General features: G+C 57.7%; 12 protein-coding genes, 1 tRNA gene and 1 pseudogene. 10 read left to right on the forward strand and 4 right to left on the reverse strand.

The features are described from left to right. Positions 1 to 63: 63 nt before the first annotated feature. Positions 64 to 699: a nucleoside triphosphate pyrophosphohydrolase gene (gene mazG / locus AAYR33_00330; protein ID XAO71479.1), complete on the reverse strand. Its 636-nt coding sequence runs from the start codon at positions 697 to 699 to the stop codon at positions 64 to 66. 78 nt (positions 700 to 777) lie between these two features. Beyond that, a complete protein-coding gene (locus tag AAYR33_00335; GenBank protein ID XAO71480.1) occupies positions 778 to 2,172 on the reverse strand; it encodes an amino acid permease in 1,395 nt (464 codons plus the stop codon). Between the two features lie 64 nt (positions 2,173 to 2,236). Between AAYR33_00335 and argC the strand changes: the two genes are divergently transcribed. The 7 genes from argC to AAYR33_00370 all read left to right on the forward strand — a co-directional run bounded on the left by argC (position 2,237) and on the right by AAYR33_00370 (position 6,915). Next, positions 2,237 to 3,142, forward strand: coding sequence for an N-acetyl-gamma-glutamyl-phosphate reductase (gene argC / locus AAYR33_00340; protein XAO71481.1), 906 nt, complete (start codon positions 2,237 to 2,239; stop codon positions 3,140 to 3,142). 80 nt (positions 3,143 to 3,222) lie between these two features. After that, positions 3,223 to 3,306, forward strand: a tRNA-Leu gene (locus tag AAYR33_00345). 65 nt (positions 3,307 to 3,371) lie between these two features. Beyond that, entirely contained in the window at positions 3,372 to 4,532 is a 1,161-nt protein-coding gene (locus AAYR33_00350; GenBank protein XAO71482.1) for a phosphoserine transaminase, read from the forward strand. Further along, positions 4,529 to 4,837, forward strand: a complete 309-nt coding sequence (locus AAYR33_00355; GenBank protein XAO71483.1) for an ATP phosphoribosyltransferase regulatory subunit — start codon at positions 4,529 to 4,531, stop codon at positions 4,835 to 4,837. The genes AAYR33_00350 and AAYR33_00355 overlap by 4 nt, the downstream gene beginning before the upstream one ends. Continuing rightward, on the forward strand, positions 4,785 to 5,495 hold the full coding sequence (locus AAYR33_00360) for an ATP phosphoribosyltransferase regulatory subunit (protein XAO71484.1): 711 nt from the start codon (positions 4,785 to 4,787) through the stop codon (positions 5,493 to 5,495). Before AAYR33_00355 ends, AAYR33_00360 begins: the two co-directional genes overlap by 53 nt. After that, positions 5,485 to 5,616 (forward strand): hypothetical protein, encoded by a 132-nt coding sequence (locus tag AAYR33_00365; GenBank protein ID XAO71485.1) that lies wholly within the window; start codon positions 5,485 to 5,487, stop codon positions 5,614 to 5,616. The genes AAYR33_00360 and AAYR33_00365 overlap by 11 nt, the downstream gene beginning before the upstream one ends. Before the next feature lie 9 nt (positions 5,617 to 5,625). Further along, complete coding sequence (locus AAYR33_00370; protein XAO71486.1) at positions 5,626 to 6,915, forward strand: adenylosuccinate synthase; 1,290 nt, start codon at positions 5,626 to 5,628, stop codon at positions 6,913 to 6,915. Positions 6,916 to 7,017: 102 nt separating this feature from the next. Here AAYR33_00370 and rpoH read toward each other — a convergent pair whose 3' ends face one another. Together rpoH and AAYR33_00380 are read right to left on the reverse strand one after the other, a co-directional pair. Next, positions 7,018 to 7,938 (reverse strand): RNA polymerase sigma factor RpoH, encoded by a 921-nt coding sequence (gene rpoH / locus AAYR33_00375; GenBank protein ID XAO71487.1) that lies wholly within the window; start codon positions 7,936 to 7,938, stop codon positions 7,018 to 7,020. A gap of 195 nt (positions 7,939 to 8,133) precedes the next feature. Further along, positions 8,134 to 9,111, reverse strand: a complete 978-nt coding sequence (locus tag AAYR33_00380; protein XAO71488.1) for an RluA family pseudouridine synthase — start codon at positions 9,109 to 9,111, stop codon at positions 8,134 to 8,136. A 24-nt stretch (positions 9,112 to 9,135) separates the two neighbouring features. Here AAYR33_00380 and AAYR33_00385 point away from each other — a divergent pair, with 24 nt between their 5' ends. From AAYR33_00385 to AAYR33_00395, 3 genes and pseudogenes are all read left to right on the forward strand, one after another. Further along, positions 9,136 to 9,477, forward strand: coding sequence for a hypothetical protein (locus tag AAYR33_00385; GenBank protein ID XAO71489.1), 342 nt, complete (start codon positions 9,136 to 9,138; stop codon positions 9,475 to 9,477). A gap of 140 nt (positions 9,478 to 9,617) precedes the next feature. Continuing rightward, positions 9,618 to 9,992, forward strand: a complete 375-nt coding sequence (locus tag AAYR33_00390; GenBank protein ID XAO72478.1) for a TspO/MBR family protein — start codon at positions 9,618 to 9,620, stop codon at positions 9,990 to 9,992. A 212-nt stretch (positions 9,993 to 10,204) separates the two neighbouring features. After that, a pseudogene (locus tag AAYR33_00395) lies at positions 10,205 to 11,288 on the forward strand (alkene reductase). Positions 11,289 to 11,304 lie beyond the last annotated feature (16 nt).

The raw sequence follows: 11,304 nt of genomic DNA on the forward strand, positions 1-11,304 counted from the left end.
CACGATTACACATGGTGCGACGAAATCTTCAGTCGATCAATATCGAAACACGCGTGTAAAGCGTCATGACGACGCATGGGAGAGGTCTCGTTTCACGCTTTGCCAAAGGGCTTCCAGTTCCGCAAGGGATTTTTCCTCCAGCCGGCTGCCTTCGGCGGCGAGTTTCTTCTCCATCGCTTCGAAACGGGAGATGAACTTCCGATTGCTCCGCTCAAGGCAGGCTTCCGGGTCAAGCTCCAGCTTGCGTGCGAGGCTCGCCGTCGTGAAAAGCACATCGCCGATTTCATCCTCAAGCCGATCACGATTGCGTCTCGCCATTTCTGCCCGGACTTCCGCGACCTCTTCATCCACTTTTTCGAGGACTTCAGCCGCGTCCTCCCAATCGAATCCCGTGCGTGTGGCGCGCTGGCAAAGTTTGGCGGCGCGTTTCAAAGCAGGTAAAGCCTGCGCCACACCCTCCAGCGCACCATTCTGCGCCTTCTCCCGTCGCTCAGCGGCCTTGACATCCTCCCAACCAACAAGCGCCTCGCCTTTGAAGATATGGGGGTGGTGGCGAATCATCTTGTCGCAGATCCGGTCCACCACATCCGTGAAAGTGAAGGCATTTTTCTCTGACGCGATCTGGCTGAGAAAAGCGACCTGGAGAAGCAGATCCCCCAATTCATCAGCGAGCGCGTGATCATCCTTTTCCCGGATCACGAAGCTGCTGCATGATCTTAAGAAGCCGGTCGATATTATTGCCCGAAATCATCGTTCATCCTGATAACGTCACACGCCTTAAGCCGCGACCTCACGATGTCGATGGCGTGTGCAAAGATAGATGATGGCATAAAAAGCGACGCTGCCAAGGCTCGAAAAGGCTGTGCCGCGATTACCAGGCTGGATCAGCATCGCCACAAAGACGGCGACAATGGCACCGGTCATAATGACATGCAGTACGCCACTCATGGGCAGGATGAAGGCCTTATTACTCGGGTCCTGCCGCACGAAAATCGCGTGAGAAACAATCAGCATACCGTAAATAATCAGGATCACGGCGCCTGTGGCGCTTAAGAGAAAGGCGAAGACAAGGTCAGGCGAGAATATGGAGCTGAAAGCTGAGACAAGTCCAATGACGCTCGACGCGAAGACGGAATGTTTCGGGATAAGACGTACGGAGAGGAGGGAGAAGGGCTCCGGCGCCTGGCCCTTGTCGGCAAGCCCCCGCAAGGTGCGGGATGAAATATAGATGGAGGAATTCAGACAGGACAAAATCGCGCTGAGCGTGACGAATTGCATGATTTCCGCCGCGCCCGGAATGCCGAGATGCCGCAGCACCGTCACGAAAGGAGAATAGCCTGACTGAAGGGCGGACCATGGATAAAGGAGCAGAATCAGCGCGATGGAGAGGAGAAAAAACACCGTGATGCGAATACCGATCGAGCGCGTGACTTTCGCCAGATTTTCACCCGCATTTTTGGATTCTGCCGCAGCGACGGTCGCGGATTCTGACCCCATCATGGAAAATATCACCGTGGGAATGGCCGCGAAAATCGCACTCCAGCCATAAGGGGCGAGTGTATGTGTCACCATCAGATTGGCGACCGGCGTAACGGGTTGCGGGCCAATAAATCCCGCGAGGGCGATAAGCCCGGTGGCTGAAAAAATCACGAGGGAAAAGACTTTGATGGATGAGAGCCAGAACTCACACTCACCAAAAACATGCACGGAGATGAGATTGACGAGATTCACCACCAATATCAGCGTCGGGGCCAATATCCAGACAGGTATGCTCACCCAGTCCTGAAGGGCTATCGCGCCGCCAATGGCCTCCGCGCCGATGGTCACGACCCAGAAAGACCAATAAAGCCAACCCGCGACAAAGCCGCTGCCATTACCCATTGCGACGCGAATACAATCGACGAAACTTCCGACACTCTCGCGGGAAATCAGCATCTCCCCCAACATCCGCATGATGAGGATGATCAATATTCCGGTCGCAAGGTAGGAGATCAGCACGCATGGGCCGGCCTGTCGGATCGCCGCTGAACTCCCGACAAATAAACCCGCCCCGATCACCCCGCCAAGGGCGATCATGCGAATATGTCGATCTTTGAGTTTATGGGAGGCCGATGCGCCGGGGACATCGTTATTGACGTTATTCTGCGATAAGATGATCTTTATATTCATCATAAAATCCAGTAGCTACATTTCCAACCGTTTCGTCTACAGAAACATTTTTAAAGATCGATTTTGGATGCCGCACATCTTCATCGATGGAGAGGCCGGCACCACAGGTCTTGATATCAAAGCCCGACTCGAAGCTCAGAACATCGCGTTGATCTCAATCGATCCGGTACAGAGAAAGGACCCGAAGGCCCGACTCGAGAAGATGATCAGCGCAGACCTCGTCGTTCTGTGCCTGCCGGATGATGCGGCGCGTGAGGCGATTAATCTGCTGGCTGATCGCCCCGAAATCCGGGTGCTTGATGCCAGTTCCGCCCATCGCGTGGCACCGGATTGGGTTTATGGATTTCCGGAGATTTCCGCATCGCAGGCCCGGCATATCGCGCAGGCCAGCCGAGTCTCCAATCCGGGCTGCTACCCGACAGGCGCCATTGCGCTGCTGCGCCCTCTGGTGGATGCGGGTCTTCTGCCGTCGGATATCAGGCTGACGATCAACGCGGTGAGTGGCTATAGCGGCGGCGGGCATCGTGTCATTGAGCAGCATGAGCGCGATGGCGGCCCCGCTTTCGCGCTTTACGCGCTGGAACTTGAGCATAAACATGTGCCGGAAATCATGCGCCATGCCGGGCTCTCCCACCGTCCGGTCTTTGTGCCATCTATCGGGCATTTCGCGCGGGGGATGATTGTCTCCATCCCGCTCCATCTTGATCAGTTCGGTGCAACCACCTCCGAGGATTTGCGGCAATGTCTCCGCGCGGCCTACCGGCAAAGCCGCATCATCCGGGTTGCGGACGACTCTTCCGGGCGGTTGACGGCAGATGCCCTCGCGGGCGAGGATATTCTTGAGTTGCGCGTACATGGCAATGATGCGCGCCGTCACGCCGTGCTGACAGCGCGCCTCGATAATCTCGGCAAAGGCGCCAGCGGGGCCGCGCTCCAGAATATCCGCCTCATGCTCGGCATGGCGGCGGCGTGACGCTTCTCCCCGCCCCCTGCCGCCACAAACCGCGTCTAAGATTGCGTTTCCGGCTGAGACATTATATGGATCGCTGCAATGCGAGAGTGACGGAACGGTAGACGTAGTCGGCTCAAAATCGACCGCCGCAAGGCATGGGGGTTCGAGTCCCCCCTCTCGTACCAAAGGTTGTGCGCATGAATCGCCGCGGGCGATTTACTGTCGGCCCTTTACCATTTCTGGATCGATTATGCTTCAACGCCCGTCTCTGAAACCTGCGCGGCCCTATTTCTCCTCCGGTCCCTGCGTCAAGCGTCCTGGCTGGTCCCTTCAAAACCTTGAAAAAGCGTTTCTCGGTCGCTCACACCGTGCGGCGGAAGGGCGCGCGCGCCTGCGTGACGTCATTGAGCTTTCGAAGGAGGTCCTTGAAATTCCGCCCGATTGGCGGGTGGCGATCGTCCCGGCTTCCGATACTGGTGCGGTGGAAATGGTTCTCTGGGCGCTGGCCGGGACACGGCCTGTCGATGTCCTATCATTTGAGAGTTTTTCAGCCCTCTGGGCTGCCGACCTGCGCGATGCATTGAACATCCCTGACCTCCATATCCCCGCTGCGCCCTACGGGGCCTTGCCCGACCTCACCCGGATTGACTGGTCTCATGATGTTGTCCTGACCTGGAACGGCACGACATCCGGCGTGTGTATGCCGCAGGACTTCACAATTCCTTCAGCGCGTGCGGGGCTGGCAATCTGCGATGCAACCTCGGCGGCTTTTGCGATGGATCTCCCCTGGGACCGGCTCGATGTCGTGACATGGTCGTGGCAGAAAGTTCTGGGCGGGGAGGCGGCGCATGGCATGTTGGCGCTCAGTCCCCGTGCTGTGGCGCGGCTTGAAAACGCGCCGAAGCGGGCGCTGCCCAAGATTTTCCGCCTGACGAACGCGAAAGGGCTCATTGAGGGTATTTTCAAGGGAGATACCATCAACACGCCCTCCATGTTGTGCGTCGAAGATGCGCGGGACGGTCTCGAATGGGCGCGTGCCCTTGGCGGGCTGAAGGGCCTCAAGGCGCGGGTGCAGAAAAACCTCGACGTTGTGACAAAGTGGGTGGAGGCGACAAATTGGATCGACTTCCTCGCGGAGACGCGCGCGATCCGCTCCCCGACATCTATCTGCCTCAAATTCACGGCGTCATGGTTCACATCGCTTGCTGCTGACAGACAGGCCGCCATCGTCAAAAAACTGGTCGGCCTTCTGGAGCAGGAAGGGGCGGGGTATGATCTGGCCCATTACCGAGACGCGCCGGTGGGGCTGCGCATCTGGGGTGGGGCCACGGTTGAACACGCGGATATCGCGGCGCTTCTGCCCTGGATTGAGTGGGCTTATGCGCAGGTTAAAGCGGAGGCCGCCCCATGAATGCACCGCAGGAACCACCCGTCACCCTCCTCCCGACCGGCTTCATCGACCTTTTACAGCATGAGGCGGAGGCAGAGGCACAGGCACAGGGCATTGCCCGGATCATGGGCGTCTTCTCCCAATACGGGTATGAGCAGGTCAGGTCGCCTCTCATCGAATTTGAAGCGTCTTTGCTCGCGGGGGGGCGGCCAGGCGCTCTCGGCGCAGATCTCCCGCATTGCTGCGACGCGCCTGGCGGAAAGGCCGCGCCCTTTGCGCCTGTCCTATGCGGGGAGCTGCGTGCTGGTCGGGACGCCGGGGCGTGATGGCGTCCGGCAGATCACCCAGGTCGGGCTTGAATTGATCGGCCCGGACAGCGCTCAGGCTGATGCGGGGGTGATCCTTGTCACCTCTTCAGCACTGAGCGCCCTGCAGGTGGCGAATGTCCTCATTGACCTCTCCTGCCCGAATATCGCCAGGGCGCTGATTGCCACAGAGACATTTACGGCGGCGCAAGAGGTCACGTTGATACAAGCCCTTGACCGGAAGGATGTTGCGGCGGTGCGAGATCTGGGCGGTGCGCTCGCGCCCGTCCTGACGCAGCTTCTGCGTGCCACGGGTCCTGCGCGCCACGCATTGGAAATTCTGACGCAACTGGATTTGCCGCCTTCCGCGGCCGACGCGGTCAAGCGACTTCAGGAAGTCGTGAACGCCGTGTGGGCGGCTGACCCGGCGATTATCCTGACAATTGACCCGGCTGAGTTTCGGAGCTGGCAATATCACACGGGTCTGTGCATGACGGTGTTCGCTGCGGATGTGCGGGAGGAAATCGGGCGAGGTGGGCGCTATCTCTCTTATGAGCAGGAAGCAGCCTGCGGCATGACATTGCGGCCCGAGGCGCTTTTAAAAGCGCCTCGGGCCGCCTGTTTCCCTGAAAAAGCGGGTCTACCTGCCGCACGGCACGTCCGTCGCAATGTCCCATAAATTGCGTGAGGACGGTTTTGCGACCGTCGCCGAACTTGATGATGCTTCGGACTCCTGCGCGGAAGCGCGGCGGTTACGCTGCGTATATTGCATTCTGCAAGATAAATTGGTTGAGGTTTAAGGGGGTTTTATGTCCAACGTTACCGTAATCGGCACTCAGTGGGGTGACGAAGGCAAGGGCAAAATCGTTGACTGGTTGGCAAGCCGCGCGAATGTCGTGGTGCGGTTTCAGGGCGGTCATAATGCGGGCCATACCCTTGTCGTCGGTGATCAGACATATAAATTATCGCTGCTTCCCTCCGGCCTCGTCCGCGGCAAAACCGGCGTGATCGGGAATGGCGTGGTGGTCGACCCGGAAGCTTTCCTGGCTGAGTTTGAGCGTGTTACCGCTCAAGGCCTGACTGTGTCACCGGAGACACTTTGGGTGGCGGATAATGCCGCTTTGATCCTGCCCGTGCATGTGGCTACGGATCGCGCGCGTGAGGCGGCCCGGGGTGATCGTAAAATCGGCACAACCGGGCGCGGGATCGGGCCGGCTTACGAGGATAAGGTGGCGCGCCGTGCCATCCGCCTGTGCGACCTCGCGGAAGAGGAAACATTGGATTGGAAGCTTGATGAGCTCCTCCTGCATCACAACACCTTATTGGCGGGGCTCGGCGCACCGACTTTCACGAAGCAGGCTTTGAAGGACCACATTGCACGCCTCGCGCCCCGCATCCTGCCGTACGCCTGCACAGCCTGGGCGCGTCTCGATGAGGCCCGCCGCAGCGGTGCGCGTATCCTCTTCGAGGGGGCGCAGGCCGTCATGCTGGATGTTGATCATGGGACCTATCCCTTTGTGACAAGTTCCAACACTGTCGCGGCTGTTGCGGCGAGTGGCAGCGGTGTTGGGCCGGCCCATGTCGGATTTGTGCTCGGTATTGCCAAAGCCTATTGCACCCGCGTGGGGGAAGGGCCTTTCCCCTCCGAATTATTTGACGTGAATGGCACGACACTCGGCCAGCGTGGCCACGAATTTGGCACGAATACGGGGCGGCCCCGGCGTTGTGGCTGGTTCGATGCGGTTTTGGTGCGTCAGGCTGTGAAGGTCGGCGGCGTCAATGGCATTGCCTTAACGAAGTTGGACGTGCTTGACGGTTTTGATGAAATCAAAATCTGCACCGGTTACACGCTCGATGGCGCGGCGGTCAGTATCTTCCCGTCTGGCCCGGCGGCGCAAAAGCGCGTCAAACCTGTTTTCGAAACAATTCAGGGATGGAAAGAAACAACGTTTGGTGCCCGGAGTTGGGCTGATCTGCCGGCTCAGGCCATCAAATATATTCGCCGCATTGAGGAGCTAATTGAAGCGCCGGTGACATTGCTTTCAACCAGCCCGGAACGTGATGATACGATCCTGATGCGGGACCCGTTTGAAGATTAAAACTTTGAGATCCCTAGACGGATCTAAAGTGATCGGCCGATTTTGGAGCGGGAATGATTTTTACCCGCTCCAATTCCGGACCCTGGCCCGATTTGTAAGGTCTTATTTCACCATCTCGACATGACGTTGCGCGACCAGCTTTGCGTTAGAGAGGCGACGCGCCTCAACTTCCGCCGACATAGCTTTTTGCAATTTCTCAAACGCCCGCGCCTCGATCTGGCGAATACGCTCGCGAGAGACATTATAGTGATGAGAGAGATCCTCCAAAGTTGAAGGCTCCTCTTTCAAACGACGCTCCTGCAGGATATGGCGCTCACGCGGGTTAAGCGTCAGCAAGGCTTTGGAGAGCATGTCCTGACGCCCGGATAATTCCTCGGCTTCTCCCAGGCGTTTTTCCTGGTTCGCGCCTTCATCCACCAGCCGGTCCCGCCACTCACCCTCGCCATCGCTTTTCAACGGGGCGTTCAGACTGCGGTCCGGGGCTGTCAGTCGGCGATTCATTGATACGATTTCAGCATCCGAAACGCCGAGCGCTTTGGCGATTTGGTTCACCTGTTCCGGCTTGAGATCACCATCATCAATGGCCTGCATTTGACCTTTCAGGCGGCGCAGGTTGAAGAACAGTTTTTTCTGAGCCGCTGTCGTGCCAATTTTAACGAGAGACCAGCTATGGAGGATGTATTCCTGCATCGCGGCGCGGATCCACCACATGGCGTACGTCGCCAGTCGGAAGCCGCGCTCAGGGTCGAAGCGTTTAACCGCCTGCATCATCCCGACATTGCCTTCACTGATGAGTTCACTGACGGGGAGGCCGTAACCACGATAGCCCATCGCAATTTTCGCGACCAGGCGCAGATGAGATGTCACAAGTTTATGGGCTGCATTCGCGTCCTGACGGTCACGCCAAAGACGGGCCAGGCGGCTTTCCTCATCCGCTGTGAGAAGTGGAAAACGGCGGATTTGCTGTAAGTAACGGGTTAAGCTTGCTTCCGGATCTATAGAGACCGCTGAGGTAGAAACCATATGCTCTCACTCCTGAGATCAGGGACGGCCAGGCCGCAACCCTGAGACGCATTTTGGGAATTTGCCCTCGAAATATGCCCTTGATTTAAGCGACATATTTGATGCCCCGCCTTCAGTTTGCGTCACACCCTGAATATACCTCTCTATAACAAAAGCACCGAAATTTGTCAATAAACAGTACCGTATTACTCGGGTTTAAACACCAATGGTATCAAGGAGTTGCACGATATCCGGTGCCAAGCTTTTCTCAAAACGTAACATTTTTCCGGTGCGGGGATGGGTAAAGCCTAGCACCACAGCATCCAAAGCCTGACGGGGAAAATCCAGCGCCGCCTGCCGCGCGGGGAGGGGCAGATTTTTCGCGGCTGCGGGGATGCGGCGCAGATAAACCGGGTCACCCAGAAGCGGATGGCCCGCATGGGCGAGATGGACGCGGATTTGGTGCGTCCGACCCGTCATCAAACGGCACTCAAATTTCGAGACGCATCCCCCATGGACCGACAGGGTCCGCACCTTTGTCATGGCGTGTTTTCCCTGCCCGGTGACGACGGCCATACGCTTACGGTCCCGTCGATCCCGGCCGATTGCACCCTCGAAAATGATTTCGGGAGGGAGAATGCCCCAGGCAAGTGCGTGATAGGCGCGCTCAATATTTCTGGCGGCGAAGGCCTCTGAAAGGGCGTTATGCGCCAATGCCGTCTTCGCGACGACCATCAGCCCGGACGTGTCCTTATCGAGACGATGCACAATGCCCGGACGTTTCTCGCCCCCGATACCTTCCAGCCGGTCACCACAATGAGCAATCAGCGCGTTGACCAGCGTCCCCGCCTCATTGCCGGGGGCAGGATGCACCACCAGTCCCGGCGCCTTATCCAACACGATGAGGTCGCGATCCTCAAATATAATGTTCAGCGGGATATCCTGGCCGATCGGGGTGGCGGGCAGGGCGCCCGGCACGATGATGCGAATCACCTGGCCGGCGCGCGTCAAACTTGACGGTTCCGTCATGGCAATGTCATTGCAGGTGATGTGTCCAGCCTCAATAAGGGTTTTCAAACGACTGCGAGAATAGGCGCTTAGCTTGCCGGTAAGGAAACGATCCAGCCTCTGGCCGGCATCCTCCGGTGAGACTTCCAGTTTTGTATCGATTTCATGATGGGGCAGGGGGTTCATCAGGGTGGTTCTAGCAAATAAAAAGTGCTGTGTGTCATGAATCTGGAAGACCCGAATCCCGGCCCTTCTCGCGCCCTGACAGGACTCGTCATTGTGATGGGAGTTCTGATCATCGTCGGACTTGTCGCGCTGGTGACCGTCATCATCTTCCGCCACCTTCGTCCGGAGGTCGCGACCCCGCATGAAGTCCGTCGCGCTTTGCTTCATGTCACTGGTCAATCGCGCATCACCAATATCGTGCCACGTGCAAATGGTGATGTCATCATCGAGATTTCAGGACAAAACGGGGATCAGCGCGTTGCTGTCTGGGAACCCTCATCGGGCCGCATCACGGCGGCGGAGCGAGATCCAGCTCCGCCGCCGTGATGCGGCCAGCCTGGCCGGAGTGTGTGATACGTCCTTTTCCTGCGATCATCTCTTTTTCCGCCGTTGCCACGTCGTTGGGCATTGGCGGATGGCTGGGGCCTGCGCGGCAGGGTTCCGCAACGGCAAAACGGTATTGAGATCTGGACAAGCCTGATCTCACGCCTCCGCCTTATGTTTTTTCGACAATCTGGCCGATTTTGGGGTTGGGACTCGCTTTTTACGGATATCGGGCCATGACCGACGCGCCCTCCTGTGAGAAACGGACGCGCATCACCTTATGGGCGCTGCTTACCACAGGGATTTTAGCCTTCCCCCTCGTTGCTTTTCAATGGCGACGTTTGCAGGTCGCATCCGGGCTTGCCGCGGTGATGACTCTTTTGGCTTCCGGGGGCGTTGCTGCATCCTGTCGGCGCGATATCAAAGCAACATGCGCCATCGCACCCATGGTGCTGTGGCTTGGCTTTGCAACGTGGCTGCAATTCGCGATCTGGCAGAGAGACCCTGACGAAAGCTAGGTCAATCGCGTTTCGCACGGCGATCACCGCGTCAATCATTAATTAATAATAAATTTAATATGTTTCGACTTCAAGGGTTGAAATCGCCCGACGTGATGCGCAGTTCGGTCAGGTGAAAGGCGGCAACGCGCCTTTCCTGGCCGGTCAAAAAAGGGCTGGCCACATCCCATTCCTGTCAATCCCGATGGAAAGATGACCAAATAGGAAAATTTATGTCAGATCTTTTTTCACCGATTCAACTCGGCGCCATAGAAGCCAAAAACCGCATATTAATGGCGCCCCTCACGCGAGCTCGTGCAACGCGTGACCATGTCCCGACGCCGATCATGGCGGAATATTACGCGCAACGCGCCGGGGCCGGGTTGATCATCTCGGAAGGTGTCGGCATTTCCAGACAGGGTCTCGGCTGGCCCCACGCCCCGGGGATCTGGAGTGATGAACAGGTCGAAAAATGGCGTCCGATCACGCAGGCTGTCCATGATAAGGGCAGCAAAATCGTCGCGCAGCTTTGGCATATGGGGCGTATGGCGCATTCATCCGTCACGGGTGAGCCGATTGTTTCAAGTTCAGCGACATGTGTTGACATGAAACTGCACATCTACGCAGGCAAGGAAGATGCGGAGACGGCGCGCGCCCTGACCGTCGAGGAAATTGCACAGATTGTTGAGCAATATGGCATCGCGGCCCGCAATGCGATGCAGGCAGGCTTTGACGGCATTCAGATTCACAGCGCCAATGGCTATCTGCTGGACGAATTCCTGCGGAGTAACTCCAATTTCCGCGAAGATGAATATGGTGACGCGCCGGACAACCGCATCCGCTTCCTCAAAGAGGCAACGGCCCGAATTATCAAGGAGATTGGTGCGGCGCGCACATCTGTGCGGCTGTCGCCCAACGGGGACACGCAGGGTTGCTTTGAGCCTGATCCTGAGTCCTGAGTCCGTCTTCGTGCCAGCGGCGAAAATGCTCAGCGATCTCGGGATCGGCTTCCTAGAGCTTCGGGAGATCGGGCCGGAAGGGACTTACGGCAGCACAGACCAGCCGAAAATTCACGACGCGATCCGTAAAGTTTTCAACGGACCTCTGATCCTGAATTCCGACTATACGCGGTCTCAGGCGATTGAGACGGTTGCGAACGGCACGGCGGACGGTATTGCTTTCGGTCGGCCCTTCATCTTCAATCCGGACCTCGTCACGTGATTGCAGAAGGACCTCCCCCTTGGGCCCTGGAATATTAAGACCTTCTATTCCCAGACGGAAGAGGGTTATACGGACTACCCGACTTACGGGAAATAACCCCACACCCATCCCG

The organism is Acetobacteraceae bacterium (genome assembly GCA_039613835.1).
Taxonomy (GTDB): domain Bacteria; phylum Pseudomonadota; class Alphaproteobacteria; order Acetobacterales; family Acetobacteraceae; genus Sorlinia.